Here is an 18,826-nt window from a genome sequence, read left to right as displayed (position 1 = left end):
TAGTTTAAAAAATAGAAACAATATTTGAAAAACCGCATGACATTGAATGTTATGCGGTTTTTCTTATTAAATGAATCTGTCTTTTAATGAGTTTGATATTTCATTTATTAATATATATCGATGCTTTTGCTAAGTTAATAAAAAAGGCGCGGTAAGACTTTCTTTTGACTTTGCCACATCCATAGGTTTGCCTTCTGCCACAATGAGACCACCTTCATCACCAGCGCCAGGACCCATATCGATAATCCAGTCGCTGTTGCTAGCAACCTGCATATCGTGTTCAACCATAATGACGGTATTGCCAGTTTCAACTAGCCCATTTAGTTGTGCCATGAGCAAGGCGATATCAGAAGGGTGTAAACCCGTCGTTGGTTCATCCAGCACATATAGCGTATTACCGCGCTGTGACCGCTGCAGTTCAGTGGCAAGTTTAATCCGTTGCGCTTCGCCACCAGACAATTCGGTTGCTGGCTGACCAAGCCTTAGATAGCCAAGTCCAACTTTTAACAGAGCATCTAGGGCGCGCATTATTGGGGCGTCATCAACAAAAAACTCAGCAGCGGCTTCGACGGTTAAATCGAGCACTTCAGCGATATTTCTACTTTGATAAGTAATCTCTAAGGTTTCGTCGTTGTAGCGTTGTCCATGGCAAACTTGGCAAGGCGAATAAACACTTGGCAGAAATAGCAGCTCAACACTGACAAAACCAACACCTTCGCAATTTGGGCAACGTCCTTTTTTAACGTTAAATGAGAAGCGTCCTGCATCATAGTGCCGTGTTTTTGCTTCTTTGGTGGCGGCAAATAATTTGCGCACATGATTGAACAGTCCAGTATAGGTCGCAAGGTTTGAGCGTGGCGTACGCCCAATGGCTTTTTGGTCAACGGTGACTAAGCGTTTGATATGCTCCATACCATCAACTATCTCTCCACCTATCGGTGTTTCTTGCTCTTGTTCCAGTAAATCAGCCTCACCCGTAGGCGCTTCAATGACGGTTTTTTGACCCAGTTGGTTATAAATTAGCTCAACCAAAGCCTGACTGACCAAGCTTGATTTACCCGAACCTGAAACCCCCGTTACTGTTGTCAATACGCCTAAAGGAAACGCTACCTCTAAACCTTGTAAGTTATTGCGCTCAATGTTAGCAAGTTTTAGCCAAGCGTTAGGTTGCCTGGATTGATGGCTTCCTGATTCGCTGTTTACTGTGGCGTCATTAGTAAAAAGATATTGTCCAGTATATGACTCCGAGATATCACGCAAGCCTTCTACAGGGCCGCTATAAATAATTTCACCACCGTGGCTGCCAGCTTTTGGTCCGACATCGACTATCCAATCGGCATGTCGAATCACACTGACATCATGCTCAACAATAAACAATGAATTGCCCGCTGCTACCAGCTCATCTAATGCCGCTAGTAGCGCTTGAGTATCCGCGGGATGTAGTCCAGCAGAAGGTTCATCGAGCACATAAACCACGCCAAATAATTTAGATCGAATTTGAGTCGCTAGCCTTAAGCGTTGTAACTCACCCGGCGATAAAGTGGGTGTGGTGCGCTCAAGCGATAAATAGCCTAAGCCAAGCTTGGTTAACGCTTCAACACGCAAGAGGATGTCGCTAGCGATACGCTGTGCGACGATGGCTTTTTCTCGGTCATGGGTAGTATCGGTGAGTTTTTTATGAGCAGCACCCTGAAGCTTAAGTGCCAATTCAGTCAGGGTTAATTGAGACAGTTCACCAATATCAAGCCCGGCAAACTTAACCGATAGTGATTCTTTTTTTAGTTTTTTACCATGGCAGCTTGGACATTCTGATATTTGCATAAACTGAGCCACGCGTTTTTTGGTGCGTGGACTTTGGGTAGTAGCAAAAGAATGTAAGACGAAGTTTTTAGCACTGGTGAATGTGCCTTTATAATTGGGTTTCTCACCTTTTTCAATCGCCGCGCGTACTTGTTCGAGGTTGTATTCTGGATAGACCGGTACTTCAGGGGTATCATCGGTAAACAGAATCCAATCGCGGGTTTTTTTTGGTAAAGTATCCCAAGGCTTATCGATATCATAGCCGAGTGTGGTGAGTATCCGGCTTAGGTTTTGTCCCTGCCATGCGGGTGGCCATGCAGCAATAGCGCGTTCGCGAATGGTTTTTGTCTTGTCAGGTACCAAGAGATCTTCTGTCACTTCAAACACTCGTCCGATACCTGAACAAGTAGGGCAAGCACCTTCAGGCGTATTTGGCGAAAACGCATCGGCATACAGCATTTCCTGTCCAGCAGGATATTCACCAGCCCGCGAATAGAGCATACGTAAGCCATTTGAAATGGTGGTCACGCTACCGACTGATGAGCGTACAGATGGTGTGCCTCGTTGTTGTTGGAGAGCAACAGCAGGCGGCAATCCTTCTATCGAATCGACATCAGGATCACCAACTTGATCGATTAACCGTCTGGCATAGGGTGATACTGAATCAAGGTAGCGACGTTGTGATTCGGCAAACAAGGTGCCAAACGCTAGTGAAGACTTGCCTGAGCCTGATATACCAGTGAAAACAACCAGCGCATTACGAGGTAAATCAACATCTACATTCTTTAAGTTATGAACCCGCGCGCCCCTTACCTGAATGCTGTTATCAGCAGGAATCTGGTAAGTCATAAAAGAAGCTTTGGGTTTTTTATTATTGTTCGTCATAAAACGCTTATTCCTATCGAATCGTCGTTTGAGTTTTAAAAGTATGAGCAAAATATTGGCTAAGAACTTTATTATTAAGTAGGTAGTAAACTAAGCAAATATAAAAGGTATCGTGACAATTTAAAATTATCCTAACATGGCAAAAAATAATCTTCGGGTAAGCTTACGCTTCACAGACAGTTGACAGACATAGTGACGTCAAACGATAACATTTATGAGGTTTAACTGACGGATTGCCACTTATCGTTTTTAAAAAATAAACTTTAAGAAATAGCCTTTAAGAAACAGTTTTTAAGAAATGCGGATTTTGAAGTTGGTAAGCTTAGAAGTGGCGAGTGAATTGATAATGGTTTATCATCGACTATACTTATTAATGATTTATAAAAGCATTTTATGATTTTTATCAGCAATACCATTAGCCTGAATGACAGCGACGTTGAGATTAGCGCGATACGGGCACAAGGTGCTGGCGGGCAAAACGTTAATAAAGTCTCGTCTGCGATTCATCTGCGTTTTGATATCCATTCGTCTAGCTTGAGTGATGTCAATAAACAGCGATTACTTGATAGTAAAGACAGCCGAATCACCAAAGAAGGTGTGCTCATTATTAAAGCGCAGCAATTTCGCACCCAAGAACGCAATAGAATTGACGCGCTTGAGCGCCTACAAAGCTTTATCAACAAAGCCACGCACATAAATAAAACCCGTAAGCCTACCAAACCAAGTAGAAATGCTAAACGTAAACGCGTCGACAAAAAAACCCAACGGGGTAAGACCAAAGCTTTACGTGGCAAGGTGGATTTTTAGATGGGCTAACTTGAAGTTTTCTCTTTTTAAGTAAACCAAAATCAAAATGCCAGCCCATGTAAGTGGCTGGCATTTTTTTACGCGTATTTAACATCAGCTTTTTAGCTAGCCAAGCCTTCTGCTTAATTCAGGAAAGCGTTTTATCATAAATAGCATTAGTAGCAGCGCCACACTGGCGATAGCCGCACCCACATAGCCCACACTTGATATTGAGATATGCGTCACCGCATAACCACCAAATAAAGCTCCTGTACCAATTCCTAAGTTAATAATCCCTGAGAACATCGACATCAGCATATCTTGCGCGTTGACATCGACCATGATAACTTTGGCTTGCATCGAGATAATAAGCAACATCAGTGCGGCGCCCCACAGTAAGGCAATCAAGCTCAGCGCCCATACCGACGTTACTGCTAATAGCAACACGAGCATAGACAGTAGCATTAATATCGTCGATATCAGCATCAATCTGGTATTAAAACGATCGCCCCAGCGACTGAATATGATACTGCCTACAATCCCTGCGACCCCAAATAATAGCAGTACAAAAGTGGCGGCGTTTTCACTAACTGAGCCAACTTGGCGCATAAAAGGCTCGATATAAGAATAAGCGGTATAGTGCGCGGTAAAGACTAACAAAATAAGTAGATACAGACAGACGAGTAATGGGTTTTTGAGCAGCTCTGGAATTTTTCTAAAAGAGCCTTCAAACATACTTGGCAGCGTTGGTAATAATCTTGCTTGTAGAATAAACACCATAAAAGCAATCACGCCAATACCGCCAAAGGTCGCGCGCCAGCCAAACCATTGACCGATTACGCGTCCCAATGGCACACCAAGTACCATCGCTAACGATGTACCGGTCGCAAGTACACTTAGCGCCAATGCCTTTTTGCCTTCAGGTGCCACGCGTATCGCAATCGCGGCGGTGATTGACCAAAATATCGCATGGGTTAGTGCAATTCCAACTCGGCTAATGAGCAGCACTTGAAAGCTCCATGCAAACACTGATAGCACATGGCTGGCAATAAATACCGCAAACAATACTAATAATAAACGTTTGCGCTCAAAGCGACTGGTCAATAGCATCAATGGCAATGACATCGCCGCAACAATCCAAGCGTATAGTGTCAACATCCAGCCGGTTTCTGCCGTGGTGATAGAAAAGTCTTGAGCAATATCACTTAATAAGGCAACTGGGACAAATTCTGTGGTATTCATAATAAAGGCGCTAACCCCCATCAAAAATACTTGGAAATACTGAGTTCGGCGAGCGTCTGAGCTCACCTCAAGATTATGTTTCATAAAGTTCAACAGTTAGAAAAGTGCTAAAAAATTAGCGTAAGAACGAGGCAGGATTATGTGGCGATATAAAAAAGGAGAGAAGATAGCAACTCAATGGCTATAGTTAAAGGAGTTTTCAGTATTTATTTTCTATCAACTGATGTGCTATCATCATTGAATCACCTATCGTGGGTTTAACAGTTTTGTTATCGCCAGCCATTATTATAATTAATGGTGGCGTACAAACCTTGCAACTTCCAGCACGATATAAAACAATTCTGGTAAAGCGCATGAGCCTGTACTCCGACATCCTCATTTGTGCCTAATTTTATTTGCCTACTTGGGCTTATTTCAACCTTTTTTGTCGGAGTTACAGGAGTCTAAGGTGTTCAACATCATGAGCCACATTGCCAACCAATCCAAATACACCCGTCATTATCATCCACGCCACCTTTTAGCACAATACGCGATTAATCAAATAGCAACACTTGAACTGCGTTCGCAAGATATTGTCAAAGCCATGGGTTACCCTCTAAAGCATACCATACCTGCCTGTGAGCGCCTGCGTCATGTACTGTCAAATAAATACCTTGGGCTTGATGGCAGCTATATCGATAAGTATTTTACAGCCGATGAGTTTTTAGCAACGCTATTTACGGTGCTGGAGTTACCTCATACACCGTTTGCAGATGACATCGCACAGATTAAAAACGACTTAGCGCATTGTCAGCGCTATGAGAAATATTTACCATATGATGGTAATATCACAGGCCATCACCTGATTTTTGAACAGAATGATGAAGTAATCGATAGAGTAGAGCATAAGCTAAAAAAATCTAAGGCATGTTGAGTGTTGAGCATTAAGTTTTAAGCAAAGCCTCACTTTTAAATTTATGAAACTTATCATCATTGCGTTTGGTACAATCTACTATTACATAGGGCTAATTCCTTCAATACTAATTATTGCTCTAAGCCCTATTTACTTTCTATTATACTTCGGCTTCTATAAAAAAGTTATTGTCTTACCTTCTCCTGTTGGAGCTCTTTGCATAATTATATCAATCTCATTATCACTTTTTATGATAGTGATATTTTTTATGGTTAGTGCTTCTATAGGAATGTGGGGTTAATTATAAAAACCTCTCTTTTAGCGTTCAAAGTCCCTGTCTTTGCTCTGTTGCCGTGCGCTAGCTCTGCTTGCTGTCTTTGCTTAGTCAGCTCTGCTCTATAGTGGGGGGGGAGGGATTCGTTGTGGAATTTAAAATTTGGCGAGTATAAATTGTCAGGTTATATAAGTAATTCTATACATTAGGCTTAGACATGGCTCGCCATAACATTACGAATAAAGCATCAAACTCTGTATTAATGGTGTATCCGTCTGACGAATAATATGCATCAAACCTAAGCGACAGCAGTTGTCGCGAGTGTTGTTTTCGACCCTTTCTTTTTGTCAGTGTTTATACTATAGTTATTGAGTCAGGCAAAAATAACGCGATATAAAGTTAATCCTCGAAGCGCAATGCTTCACTTCTTAACTGACGTATCTTAACTATTTTAAAAGGTTATTTTCGTTTATTCGTAAACCGCTGTACCTGCCAAAACCTCCTATTATCTTAAATCCAAAGCACATGATTAAAAAAGAGAGTTAGCATTTTAAAAATGCTGATAACGTACTTCTTTTTGTTAAAAATGTATTCAAGCAACCAATAAAAACACGGGTGCTTCAGCCACACTCAATCACTCATTTTACCTTTATCACGCCACTTAAAAAACTGGTGAATAGACGCGGCTGACTTAAATTTGATTTGAGAAAAAATTAAAAATGCTGCTACCAAAAAAACTAAAAAATTAAGGAAAACTTTATGACAAACACTACTGACGCTTTTGAACCAAAACGTATAGACGATATACACTGGTCAGGTGGATCAAAACTGCCTAAATCCATTCAAGATAAGGGTCAAACTAAACCAAAGGTTCCGCTGTTCTATCTGCATAACGAGTCTATCAATGACTATGAAGAAGATATTTATTTTGTGAACAACAGCGATGAGACATTAAGCTTTGTTGCTCCCTATGAGCTGATGAAGAGGGAACCAGACTGCCCTGAGGTGATTGTTGCTGTCGAGCCAAGTGAGCGCGATAAAGCCTTTACCTATACTGATGTATTACCCAAGCAAGGCGTGAAAATTGATCGCCAGCACATCATTTATGATAGTGATTATCTCAATCAAATCATTGTCTATACCATGAGTTGTGCTAGTAAGGAGATGTGGGGAGTATGGCGTTTGAGTGTGTGCGAAAAAGGTATGTTTTCGTCGTCTTATCCGTTGTTATGGGAAGAAGGGTCTAAACCTTCATTTGTTGTAAGTGCCGATAAACTAAATGATCCCAAAGATCGACCTATTTTACCGCCAGTATTGCCCATACGTCAGCAGTTATACCAGCAATGGGCTGACCATTATGACGACTCGCGTGCGAGCTTTATGACCGCTATCACAGATGTGATTTATCGTTATGATTTTGGCATGGTGGGCTGTTATTTCAACCATATGTGGGATGAATATAGTAGTGAGGCGGAGCAGACCGCCAATCGTCTCATTAAAGATAATGCCGATAGCGTAGATGATGTTTTGGTGCTGATGACTGCGGTTTATGACTCATCGTTTGGCGCTGGATATACCACAGTGCCTAAAGAGGTCGCCGAGATCATCTATGGTCTATGGCTAAGAATAGGACATAAAGATACCGTTAATAAATAAAAGAAATAATAATAAAGGAGAAAGCCATGATGTTTCCCATTGAAAATGACGACACATTTTTACTATTCTTTCACGGTCTTGATTCAAGCTGTGAGACCAATAAATACACCTGTATTAAACGTGAGCCCAAATATTGCCAAACCGTCAATTATCGAGAGGATTTCAACGAGATTTTCGATATTTATGACACACTAATACAAGAGAAAATGAGGCAGTATCCGCGAGTGGTTTTGGTAGGACATTCACTGGGCGGTTGGTTTGCCAATCACTTTGCTCATAAATATAATTTGCGTACGCTATTGATTGCGCCTTGCATTTATCCTAATGAAGTTTTGGTCGATCGCATACCACAAGTCGCTGATATGAAACTGTCATTTCCCACCTCAAATACTGAGATGGTACGGGTCATGCTTGAGGTCGAAGACGAATGTTTGGATGTGGCCGTTGCCAGACGCACGCTGGTCGATTTACCTGAGAGCTGGGAAGTGGATTACTTTGAGCGTGGTCATCATCGGATTGCCCGTGACAGTGACATTTGGTATCACTTAGTTCACCTGTGCGAAGATCCTATCGTTTGGATGGATGAGGCGACGTATCATGGTGAAGACTAAATACATTAGATACATTTTTTTGACGCGTGACTGGTATTAATTTTTCTTGCTTGCTGTGTCTACGCTGACAGAGGCTGCAAAAAACTAATACCAGTCGCACTGTATCTTTTTTACATCGAACTGACTACGTTATAAGAAAGCTATCGTGGGTTTAATGGTTTGCCAAGTTGTTCAATAAAAACTTAGGACACCTTGCAACTTCCAGTACGATATAAAATAACTCTGGTAAAGCGCATGAGCCTATTCTCCGACAAGGTTATCCATGCCTGATTTGACTCGCCTATTTGGGCTTAATCTTATTTATTGTTGTCGGGATTTAGGAGTCATTTATGTCTAATATTAACAGTAAAAATTCTGAGCAATCCAAATATAGCCGCCGTTATTCGCCGCGTCACCCGTTAGCAAAACATGCTGTCAGCCAAATAGCTAAGCTGGAGCTAAGGACGCAAGATATCGTTCAAACCATGGGCTATCCTGCAATACATACTATTCCCGCCTGTGATCGTCTGCGCCATGTCTTATCTAGTGAGATATTGGGGTTGAATGATAAGAATGTTGATAGCTATTTTACGGCTCATGAATTCTTAAAAGCGTTATTGCTGGTGCTGAATATCCCATACCAAGCTTATTCAGATGATATTGAGAAAATCGAATATGACTTGGCACATTATCCTTATCCACTACCCAAATACAGCTTGCGCGCTGACGTTGACTTTACGTGGAGTGGGGGCGCAAATTGGATGTCGCGTGGTGTCGCTAGCAGTAAGGCGAATGTTCATTTACCGCAAAATATTGCCAAGATGAATGAGACAGAGCGTGAGGCGATAGTGCAACAGTGTATCGAGGAGCATTATCAAAAGTATCATGCTCATCTACCCTATAACGGTGTGATTAAAGGTTATCGACTTGTTATTAAGCAGCGTAATGAGATTATTGATAGAGTCGAGTATGGGTTGCCAAAATCTAGCATTACCTAAGAAGCGCTCGGATATTAGACCTTTAATAATATGCCCTAATGCTCGTTTTAATCTTAAAAAGTGAATCACTTTGACTGTAACCCCCTAACCATAAGACACTGATTAAATAGAATTAATCTGCGTAGCTTAGTTTTTGCATTGATGTAGCTTTGAAAGCGAAGAGTACAACAACAAGTAAACCAGCTGATAATTATCTCTTATCGTATAATAATAACCAGAAGTCTTTGAAGGGTGATTTAGCTCTCCAAAGGCTTTTTTTATGCAGTAACCTAAAAGTCGTTTATGACAATAGTGCAGCCGCAGGAAAGTAGCTGTCTGTGAAATAGTGATATGTGAAATGTTTGTCTATTTAATAGCTGTCTGCTAAATGATTAAGGCTAAAATAGTAAGAATGAGGTAACATTAAGGTTAGGAATGAAGTGTAAATTTAGATAAAAAGGGAGTTTAAAAATGAAAGGAATCACACGCTTCTCGAATAGCTTAATGGAAAAGTATTTACCAGATCCATTTTTATTTGTCATTATTTTAACATTGGTTATTTTTGGGTTGGGCTTAGGCTTAACGGATTCCTCCCCTGTACAGATGGTGGCGTTTTGGGGTGAAGGGTTCTGGGCGTTACTGGCGTTTTCTATGCAAATGGTATTGGTGTTAGTCACCGGTTTTGTATTAGCCAGCAGCCCAATATTTAAAAAAGGCTTGGGCAAACTTGCCAGTCTTGCAAAGTCACCAAGTAGTGCGATTATCTTAGTGACTTTAGTATCCCTTGCCGCAAGCTGGATCAACTGGGGTTTTGGCTTGGTTATTGGCGCGTTATTCGCCAAAGAATTGGCGAAGCGTGTTGCAAATGTCGATTATCGCTTACTGATTGCCAGTGCGTATTCTGGCTTTATCATTTGGCACGCCGGATTTTCTGGCTCGATTCCATTGTCTATTGCGACAGAAGGCCATCCGTTCGTTGATAAAATTGGGGTAATTCCAACGAGTGCAACCATCTTTGCTAGCTACAACTTAATCATCATTGCTGCATTGGTTATTATTGTGCCTTTGTTAAACCGTCTGATGATGCCAAAAAAAGAAGATACGATTACCGTCGATCCAAAAGTTCTCGTTGATCCAGTAGTTGAAGAACTTCCAGCCAAATCGGATATGACACCAGCCGAGCGTTTAGAAAATAGCTGGGTTTTGTCAATGATTATCGGCGCACTAGGACTTGCTTTTATTGTTTATTACTTCGTCCAAAATGGATTTTCCTTAACGCTTGATTTGGTTAACTTTATGTTCTTGTTCCTTGGGATAATATTCCACGGAACGCCTCGCAAGTATCTGATTGCGGTTCAAGAGGCGGTCAAAGGAGCAGGTGGTATCATCGTCCAATTCCCGTTTTATGCAGGTATTATGGGAATGATGACTGCCTCTGGTTTGGCGGGAGTGATGTCAGAAGCCTTTGTCAGCGTTTCGACAGCGGATACGCTACCACTGTTTTGCCTTCCTAAGCGCAGGACTGGTTAACTTTTTCGTCCCTTCAGGTGGTGGACAATGGGCGGTTCAAGCGCCAATTATGCTGGAAGCGGCAGAGATGCTTGGTAGTGATCCAGCAAAAGTCGCCATGGCGGTGGCATGGGGTGATGCTTGGACAAACATGATTCAGCCGTTTTGGGCATTACCAGCACTGGCAATTGCAGGATTGAAGGCCAAAGATATCATGGGTTTTTGTGTGATTGTGCTGGTTGTCAGTGGTGTTGTGATTGGTTTAGGATTGTTGTTTTTGTAAGTAAAATCTAGGGCGTGTCCTCATTTTGAAAATGGTAATAAAAATGAGATAAATTGCTGTCAAACAAGGGAAATAGTACAGATAATATCAAGATATTAGCCAGCTATTTGACGCAGTTTGGCAAGATTTAGCCATTTTTAGCCCATTTAGTTGATTTCGTTCAGATTGAGGACATGCCCTAGAGTAATGGCCTTGCCTGTTTTATAGGCGAGGCTTTTTTCTGTTTATACGGCTGCCAAACACTGTTTAGTGTTTGGCGGTTTTATCATTATCATTTAGCTTAAACGATAATATTGCACGGTTCATTATATTACCCTGTATTACGCAGACCCGCTGCCAACGCATTAATACTACGTATTAATGGATCTTCAACGGCAAGATCACCATGGTTAACGTCACCTGTCGCATCTTTTCGCCTGGCACGTTTTAGTAGCTCTATTTGGATGTAATTAATCGGGTCTAAATAAGCGTCGCGCCATTCAAGGGAAGCAGCAAGGTTCTGCTGGTGCGCCAATAACGATGTCTGGTTAAGCAAAGAATTTAAACCTGAACAGGTCAGTTGGTGTTCATCGATTACCGCGCTCATAATCTGTTCACGTAAAGTCTCATCGTCACATAACTGGCTATAAGCCTGAGCAATACTCATCTCAGATTTGGTAAACGCCATTTCAATATTGCTAATAAACACATTAAAAAACGGCCAGCAGTCATTCATCTCTTTCATCAGGGCTTCGTCTTTTTTGACACTATGTAAAGCACTACCGACGCCATACCAAGCAGGCAGTGTAAAGCGTGCTAATGACCAGCCAAATACCCAAGGAATTGCGCGCAAAGTCGTCTTACTTGGCAGGCCTTTGTTACGGTGCGCTGGGCGTGAGCCGATATTTAATAAGGAAATTTCCTGCACCGGAGTCACTTGGGAGTAGAATTGGTAAAATCCTTCGGTGTGGTCAGTCAGCTGACGATAACGCTGCTCACCTGCATCTGCTAAACGGGCAAAGAGCGCTTCATAATTTGGCAATTCAGGCGGTTGCACCACAAACCTTGAGGAGCAAGCTTTAAGCGTGCCGGTAATGCCCATGGTTAGCTCAAACACCGCAGTATCGGTGTTGGCATATTTGGCATAAAGGACTTCGCCTTGCTCGGTGACTTTGATTTGTCCGTGCAGTGTACCGGCAGGTTGCGCGGCAATTGCGTTATGTGTTGAGCCGCCACCACGACTGACAGAGCCACCGCGACCATGGAACAAGCGGGTTTTGATGCCATATTCAGCAGCGATATGGTTAATGGTTTGCTGAGCGCTATACAGCTGCCATGCAGAGGTAATAATGCCGCCATCTTTTGATGAATCTGAATAGCCCAGCATGATTTCTTGGGTGTTATCTGAGTGCGCAAGCAACCCGCGATACAGTGGGTTGTTCAACACGGCAGGTAAAATTTTATCGATATTTTTAAGGTCTTCGATGGTTTCAAACAAGGGAGCTACTGGTAAGTCAGCAGACAGTTGCCCCTTATCATCAATCTTGCATAAGCCTGCAAAACGCATTAATAGTAAAACTTCCAATAATTGACTGGCATTATTGGTCATCGAAATAACATAACTGCCGAAAGTATCTTGTCCGACCAGTTTACGTAATGTGGCCACAGAGTTCATCAAGGCCAATTGTTCGCGTGTTTTATCGGTTAAGTTATCGGTATAAATAAGCGGTGTGCCCGGCTTTTCAAGCAAACGCGTCAGCCACTGTTGGCGCTCGGTTTCAGTGAGGGCGTGATAGTCTGGTAAATTTGAGGCATTGGCGAAAATATCGGCTATCACTTCACTATGATAAGACGACTCTTGACGAATATCGAGCGCTGCTAAATGAAAGCCGCAAGTTTTGACCAGACGAATCATATCGAGCAATAAGCCTTCGCCATGTGCTTTGTCATGAGTATTGACGCTTTTTCGGATGATGCGTAAATCTTCTAATAGCTGTTGTGGGTTGGGATAAGCATCTTGGGCAGCTTCAAGATCTGTACCTTTGCTTTGAATATGGCTATTAGTCGCTTTTATTTTGGCCAGGATAATCGATAACAGCCTTCGGTACGGCTCATTGTTGTAATCGTCAGGGTTATAATGGAATACTTTTTGATCGAGACCGGCGTATTTCTTTATACGAGCATAAACGTCTGGTGCAATTTCAATAATGGTATCGCTATGAATCAGTTCACGGCGCAGTTTCTTGAGCAAGACTTGATAGTGCCGCAAAACGGCATTGGCATGCATTAATACGGCCATTTCTGTGGTGTCATGAGTGACAAAGGGATTACCGTCTCTATCGCCACCGATCCAAGAACCAAAGCTCATGAACGCCGGTAATGGGTAATCTGTTAACTCTGGATAGATATCAACAATGGCGTCTTTAATATTGCGATAAACCTTTGGGATGGCGCTAAATAAACTGGCATTGAAATAGTGCAGACCATTATTTATCTCGTCATAGACTAGAGGCTTACGCGTACGTACTTCATCCGATGACCATAATAAATCAATCGTTTGTGCCGTTTTTTCTTTCGCTTGCTCGTAGGCGAAACTGTTTTCAGAAAGATTGTTTAAGGCATCGCTATGCGTAAATAGGCTTTGCAATAGATTCATGGTCGTACGGCGACGTGCTTCGGTCGGGTGGGCGGTAAATACTGGGATAAATTTCAGCTGATCAATCAGCTCTTGCATTTGGGCAGGTTCAATATTGCGTTCACGACACTCCAGTAAAGTACGGCGAAACGATCCTTCCCAGCTGTGCTCCGATTGCATACGTAAGGCTTGACGCTGCTCGCGTAAGTAATTTTCTTCACTGAGATTGGCTAAGAAGAAATAGATAGAAAAGCTGCGGATGACATTTTTTAAGGTTTGATTGTCTAACGAGGCTATGAAGTCGATGAGTTGTTGCTGGTTCGCTTCGTTAGGCGCGCGTCGTTGTTGAATAAAACCTTTGCGCAGGGTTTCAATCGTCTCGAGCGTCTGTTCACCAGTCTGGCGAGAAATCGCATCCCCTAGAAATGATCCTAATAAGCTGATGCGCTCACGTAATACGTCGTTATCTATAGTCATCCTTAACCTTCTCATCAAATTAGTGGGTAAAAAAATAGAAGTAATGTTGAATCTGTAAATTCCCTCAATTCCGCTCTCTACCATAGCAAGAATTTTACGGTTGAGTGCTATATTTTAGGGCGTGTCCTCATTTTAACCCATTTAGTTGATTTCGTTCAGATTGAGGACATGCCCTAGTGCCATGGATATAGTTGATTCACTTTAAAGCCGATACGAGTGCTATCAGGAGTAAACTTTTCGCAGCCTCCGTCGCGCTTGCTAACATCAAGTAAGGAAAACTTATACCCATAGTGCGTTATAATATTTAACCTTACTTTACCTTGAACTGACTATCTGAATATAGTCAGTTCAAGGTAAAAACGATACAGTGGGGCTGGTATAAAATTTTTGCAGCATCGAAACGGCATAGGTACAGTAAGCCAGAAAAATTTATACCAGTCTCAGTCTATAAGGTAACGTACCTATTTTATTTAGTATTGACTATCACCATACTTAAGGAACAAAGCATGCAAACCTCTATTGATAAAGACACCACTGCTTTGACGGTTGGTTTGAGCAATATTCATACTTGGTTATTTGTCCCTGCCACGAGAATGGAACGAGTCACAAAAGCATTCGCTAGTGGCGCAGATGCGGTGATTGTCGATTTAGAGGATACTATTGCTCAAGCCGACAAGGCACAGGCTCGCGACGCATTACGAGAATATTATCTCAGCAGCGAATATCAACCGGTCTGGATACGCATCAATCAAGCTGGTAGCACAGACTATGCTGAAGATATAAAACTATGCGAGCAGCTGCCCAATCTTGCTGGGATAATACTGCCTAAAGCAGAGCAGGCTGCAGATATTGAATATATTCATCATCTCAGTGGCTTATCAGTAATAGCGTTAGTCGAAAGCGCTGTTGGCTTGTATAACCTTGATAACATGGCCAGCGCTTCAGGGTTGGTCGCTTTTAGTTATGGATTTCTGGATCTTTGCAATGATTTGCAGGTACAAGTAGGTACGGCAGCGGCGGATATTATCGCCAATCAAATTCGCTATCAGTTACTTATTAGCTCAAAAGTACATCAATTATCGGCGCCTATCGACACGGTCTATCCAGAATTTAATGACAGCGAAGGCCTTAGTCAGCGCGTACAGTTGTGGTCACAAATGGGCATGTCAGGCATGCTCTGTATCCATCCTAAACAAGTCGCCACCGTCAAAGAGTCCCTCAGGCCTTTAGACGCCGAGATTGATTTTGCAAAACGTGTTATAGCAGAGTACGAAAGAACTGGAAAGGCAGTATTTAAAGTAGAAGGTAATATGATAGATGCACCGGTCATTCAACGTTGTCTGCAATTATTAGGTAAATAGGTATATCAAGATATAACGGTAATAATCTATGCGCTGTATATCTAAAATTAGCTGAATAAGAGACAATACGCCCATCAAAGTTAATCCAAATAAAAGGCCGTCCTGAATGACCAATACTAACCCGTATAATTTTTTACCTTTGCAGCCTACCGGTAGAAACGAGACTGATACTGCCAATACCTATGCGCCTGAAGATATGATTAAAATATATGAGCAGCAGTTCCTCATTCAAGTACCTGAAGAAAAGCTGACTGAATTTTTACCCGCTTTAAAGAGCTTCTATGATATTGACAATCATACGTTAGATGTCAGTGCCATTATCTTTGACGCAATCGCCGATTCCTCTATCATTTATAATCATAAGATTAAAGTAGGGGGCTATCAAATACTAGGTGAATTGGTAGAGGAGGCGATTGAATATGATGAAGACGATAAAGATGAAGAAGCCGTTGAAGATAAAGACATTAAAGCCTATACACTAGAATGCCAGCGTACTTTTTTTATTAATGAGGTAGAGATACCTTACCATTTCAACTTATTTATTTATGGTGACGGTTATTCTACTTTGACCAAAAAAGAAACCGTGCTAGAAAAAATGTACTGGTTCGTCAGAGGACGATTCGAAGAAAATCTACTAGACGACTCTGAAGACAATGACAGTTTAGACTCTATTAATAAGCAATTAGCTCACTTAGATATTCGAGAAATGGACTTGACCACCATAGATGAGATAGTCAGCTATGTGGAAGACAACATCATAGATGATGCCATGGTGGACGAGCTTAACAAATTATTGGATGCTGCTGAGTAGTCAGCAAGAAATTAGGGCATGCCCTAATTTCGAACGACAGTTATCTTAAAATACTGTTTATGCCAGAGTAGTTGTAAAAAACAGCTATAAAAGACCTGCTATAAAAGAACATTTATACAAGACGATTGATATAAGGCAAATCGCTATGCAACAAACACAGAACTCTGTGGATCAAAGACAAGATGCTGTAGAGCACAGACCGGTATTCATGCCTAGAGTCAATAGTGACAATTTGGTAAAAACGGACATGGTTAGATTTGAGCGGCATGTGGGGTTTGCAAGTCGACAAAAGAAAAAATCCATCAATGATATGCATCAAGTTATTCGCAAAAAGTATGGCTTTAGTCATGTCTTAGAGCTATCTAGTAAATCTGGCAATAAATTGAGTTTTCCGCTCAGTCCATCGAGCTTAAAGCTCACGAATGAGCATGATGGCAAGCAGTATAGTGTCGAAAATGCCTTTCAAAGCAGTATGGTTTTTGAGGACGGTGGCCCTTATACTGATTTGCTAACCGCGCCGCCCAGACAAGCCAAAAAGGACGAGCGTTTAATAACCTCGGGCGAACTGATTGGCTATGATTACTTTGGCATGGAGTGGAGCGTAGAGCCATTGACTACATTTTATGACTGGCTGTATGTGAATGCCCTAAAGCAAAACCCGCATCTGCATGAGGAGGTCATGCAATATCAGGCCTTTACAGATCGTGAGTTTAATCCAAAAAAATCTATCCATTGTGCTGCGTATGCGCTGGCAATGTTTGTGGCGCTCAATAAACGCGAGTTGCTTGACAATGTTGAAGACCCAGCAGTATTTTTTGACTTATATCATGAATTTAAAGTGAGCAATACTGAGCATCTTTTGGAGCCGGGTTGGATCTAATAGCTAAACCAATATTATTCTTTTAATAAGAAAGCCAGCTACACAAGGGTATCTGGCTCATTGAAATGCAAGACGACATAAAGATATAGTCAGTTCTAAATAAAATCGACACGTCAATAATCCCGTGCTACTGGTGCTAATTTTTCTTGCTTGCTGTTCGCAGGCGTGACAGAGGCGGCGAAAAATTTACTCCAGTAGCACTCGTATCAGTTTTAAAGTGAATCAGCTATAGTATAGTTAAATCCAGCGTCTCCTAATAAACTTACCATCTAGGCCTTATTCTTTTTCTCGTAGGCTTCAAACGCGTCTTTACTTTTAGGGTCTGGACAATTTATAACCTCAATACCTTGCTGTCCAAAGTCTTTCTTCAAGCTTTCATATAGAGGTGTTGTACCCCACCCATAGGCATCGCCTAACGCTTCATCTGCTGCGAATATTACACGTGATATTTTGACTTGTAACATGGCTGCCATACACATACCACAAGGCTTGCCGCTCGCATACATAGTAATGTCAGAGTCACGTGGAAGATTCAGAGTTTCTCCAGATTGGCGAATGGCTTGCATTTCTGCATGCGCTGTAGGGTCTTGATCTATATAAGCTTCATTGACCGCTTCAGTAATCACTTCTTGGCCCTTTGTCAAAACTGCGCCAAAAGGTTCACCGCCTTTTTCTACGTTAGCAATCGCAAGATCAATAGATCTTTTTATCATTTCTTTATCAAAATCGGTTAACTGAGCGTCCATTATTTTTCCTTTTCCATTAATAAGTATTATTTTTATTTCAACATTCAACTAAAGTAATCACTACAGCTGCTGTCATATGAACATACTTAATAAGCTTAAGCTGTAGACAGTACTTTTGTAAGGGTTCTAAGCTTCCTGGCTTCGTACTCCCGGAACAGAGTATCGCCATCTCTATGAGGGTTGTCAAGGCAACTGAGAAATGCTGTCGAACCTGCAGATATTAAAACTTGGGTGATATTTGGGAAGTTTTAAGTACGTAGCCTGACGGTGGAAATCAAAAAACATGGGTTTCGGTGTTTTTTAGCGAGAAGCTTGTCTTCGAATATCAGATAGATAAGTAGGGTATAAGTAGCTAAGTTATATATGTTTTTCAGCCATTCTTATCGCTAGTTTCAACAGCTCATCGGTTGTCATATCTTTTAAAGGTGCTGCTTTAATTGTATCGTCTTTTTTCAGAACTTGTCCCATTACGTCCTGTTCGGATTGCATGTTGTGGTTTTTAGAGGTGTTAATATAATCTTGCATCAACTCGCGTAGAACAAGTGACTTGGTGTAGCCATTTTGCTCGACTACTTGCTTAAATTCATTGGCTAAATCGTAATCACAACGAATATGAATGGACGCCTGTTTAGATTTACTCATCAGTAGTGAACTCCTTTTACAAAATCAAAGTTTCTGTCGTAACTTATCTTGAAGCTATGATATTAAAGCGATGGTATGCATAGCTCTACTGTACCACTTGTAGCCCACTTTGCAACACATAGTCAAAATAGTCGATTATCGGCAAGATAAGATGAATAACAACATAAAAGGGTACTGTCATTGCCTTAGGGCGTGCCATCCATTAACATAATTGATGCAATGGAAATAGTTATACCAAACCCAAAAAATACGATTAGCGGCTTCAAACTCGTTTAGTCTACAAGACGTAGGACTTACACTCGTTTTCCTTGCTATTCTAATTTTTGTGAATGGTATTACTTTAATTCTCTTATACTATAAACAAAGTAATTGCTGCCTTAGATAGTTTGAATAAAGAAATA

Annotated in this window: 15 protein-coding genes; 10 read left to right on the top strand and 5 right to left on the bottom strand. The window is 41.5% G+C overall.

Annotated elements, in window-relative coordinates; all coding sequences use genetic code 11:
* Positions 1-129: 129 nt before the first annotated feature.
* Positions 130-2,685, bottom strand: a complete 2,556-nt coding sequence (uvrA, locus tag ACT3TU_RS00075) for an excinuclease ABC subunit UvrA (RefSeq protein ID WP_444783866.1) — start codon at positions 2,683-2,685, stop codon at positions 130-132.
* A gap of 393 nt (positions 2,686-3,078) precedes the next feature.
* Here uvrA and arfB point away from each other — a divergent pair, with 393 nt between their 5' ends.
* On the top strand, positions 3,079-3,492 hold the full coding sequence (gene arfB, locus ACT3TU_RS00070; protein ID WP_192529130.1) for an alternative ribosome rescue aminoacyl-tRNA hydrolase ArfB: 414 nt from the start codon (positions 3,079-3,081) through the stop codon (positions 3,490-3,492).
* A gap of 105 nt (positions 3,493-3,597) precedes the next feature.
* On the opposite strand, the gene ACT3TU_RS00065 is transcribed toward arfB, so the two are convergent.
* Complete coding sequence (locus ACT3TU_RS00065) at positions 3,598-4,797, bottom strand: sugar transporter (RefSeq protein ID WP_192529131.1); 1,200 nt, start codon at positions 4,795-4,797, stop codon at positions 3,598-3,600.
* Between the two features lie 376 nt (positions 4,798-5,173).
* Here ACT3TU_RS00065 and ACT3TU_RS00060 point away from each other — a divergent pair, with 376 nt between their 5' ends.
* The 6 genes from ACT3TU_RS00060 (at position 5,174) to ACT3TU_RS00035 (ending at position 10,894) form a co-directional block, all read left to right on the top strand.
* A complete protein-coding gene (locus ACT3TU_RS00060) occupies positions 5,174-5,626 on the top strand; it encodes a hypothetical protein (protein ID WP_192529132.1) in 453 nt (150 codons plus the stop codon).
* A gap of 1,012 nt (positions 5,627-6,638) precedes the next feature.
* Complete coding sequence (locus ACT3TU_RS00055; protein WP_192529133.1) at positions 6,639-7,535, top strand: hypothetical protein; 897 nt, start codon at positions 6,639-6,641, stop codon at positions 7,533-7,535.
* A gap of 26 nt (positions 7,536-7,561) precedes the next feature.
* The gene (locus tag ACT3TU_RS00050; protein WP_192529134.1) at positions 7,562-8,146 is read left to right on the top strand and encodes an alpha/beta hydrolase; all 585 of its coding nucleotides are present in this window, start codon (positions 7,562-7,564) and stop codon (positions 8,144-8,146) included.
* Between the two features lie 329 nt (positions 8,147-8,475).
* Positions 8,476-9,123 (top strand): hypothetical protein, encoded by a 648-nt coding sequence (locus ACT3TU_RS00045; protein ID WP_192529135.1) that lies wholly within the window; start codon positions 8,476-8,478, stop codon positions 9,121-9,123.
* 450 nt (positions 9,124-9,573) lie between these two features.
* On the top strand, positions 9,574-10,632 hold the full coding sequence (locus tag ACT3TU_RS00040) for a short-chain fatty acid transporter (protein ID WP_444783865.1): 1,059 nt from the start codon (positions 9,574-9,576) through the stop codon (positions 10,630-10,632).
* Positions 10,568-10,894, top strand: a complete 327-nt coding sequence (locus tag ACT3TU_RS00035) for a TIGR00366 family protein (protein ID WP_444783864.1) — start codon at positions 10,568-10,570, stop codon at positions 10,892-10,894. The genes ACT3TU_RS00040 and ACT3TU_RS00035 overlap by 65 nt, the downstream gene beginning before the upstream one ends.
* Positions 10,895-11,204: 310 nt before the next feature.
* On the opposite strand, the gene ppc is transcribed toward ACT3TU_RS00035, so the two are convergent.
* Positions 11,205-13,985, bottom strand: a complete 2,781-nt coding sequence (ppc, locus tag ACT3TU_RS00030; RefSeq protein ID WP_192529137.1) for a phosphoenolpyruvate carboxylase — start codon at positions 13,983-13,985, stop codon at positions 11,205-11,207.
* Positions 13,986-14,491: 506 nt separating this feature from the next.
* On the opposite strand from ppc, the gene ACT3TU_RS00025 reads away from it, so the two are divergent.
* The 3 genes from ACT3TU_RS00025 to ACT3TU_RS00015 all read left to right on the top strand — a co-directional run bounded on the left by ACT3TU_RS00025 (position 14,492) and on the right by ACT3TU_RS00015 (position 17,037).
* Positions 14,492-15,346 carry an HpcH/HpaI aldolase/citrate lyase family protein gene (locus tag ACT3TU_RS00025; protein ID WP_192523525.1) on the top strand — a complete coding sequence of 285 codons (855 nt, stop codon included), beginning with the start codon at positions 14,492-14,494 and terminating at the stop codon, positions 15,344-15,346.
* Between the two features lie 106 nt (positions 15,347-15,452).
* Positions 15,453-16,157 (top strand): hypothetical protein, encoded by a 705-nt coding sequence (locus tag ACT3TU_RS00020; protein ID WP_192529138.1) that lies wholly within the window; start codon positions 15,453-15,455, stop codon positions 16,155-16,157.
* A 145-nt stretch (positions 16,158-16,302) separates the two neighbouring features.
* Positions 16,303-17,037: a DarT1-associated NADAR antitoxin family protein gene (locus ACT3TU_RS00015; RefSeq protein WP_225735233.1), complete on the top strand. Its 735-nt coding sequence runs from the start codon at positions 16,303-16,305 to the stop codon at positions 17,035-17,037.
* A gap of 269 nt (positions 17,038-17,306) precedes the next feature.
* Here the strand turns inward: ACT3TU_RS00015 and ACT3TU_RS00010 are convergent, their stop codons facing one another.
* Together ACT3TU_RS00010 and ACT3TU_RS00005 are read right to left on the bottom strand one after the other, a co-directional pair.
* Positions 17,307-17,783, bottom strand: coding sequence for a nucleoside deaminase (locus ACT3TU_RS00010; protein WP_192529139.1), 477 nt, complete (start codon positions 17,781-17,783; stop codon positions 17,307-17,309).
* Positions 17,784-18,140: 357 nt separating this feature from the next.
* Positions 18,141-18,425, bottom strand: coding sequence for a hypothetical protein (locus ACT3TU_RS00005; protein ID WP_192529140.1), 285 nt, complete (start codon positions 18,423-18,425; stop codon positions 18,141-18,143).
* Positions 18,426-18,826 lie beyond the last annotated feature (401 nt).

The organism is Psychrobacter sp. AOP3-A1-26, from assembly GCF_052378235.1.
Taxonomy (GTDB): Bacteria; Pseudomonadota; Gammaproteobacteria; order Pseudomonadales; family Moraxellaceae; genus Psychrobacter.
This window is presented reverse-complemented; position numbering and strand designations above follow the sequence as displayed.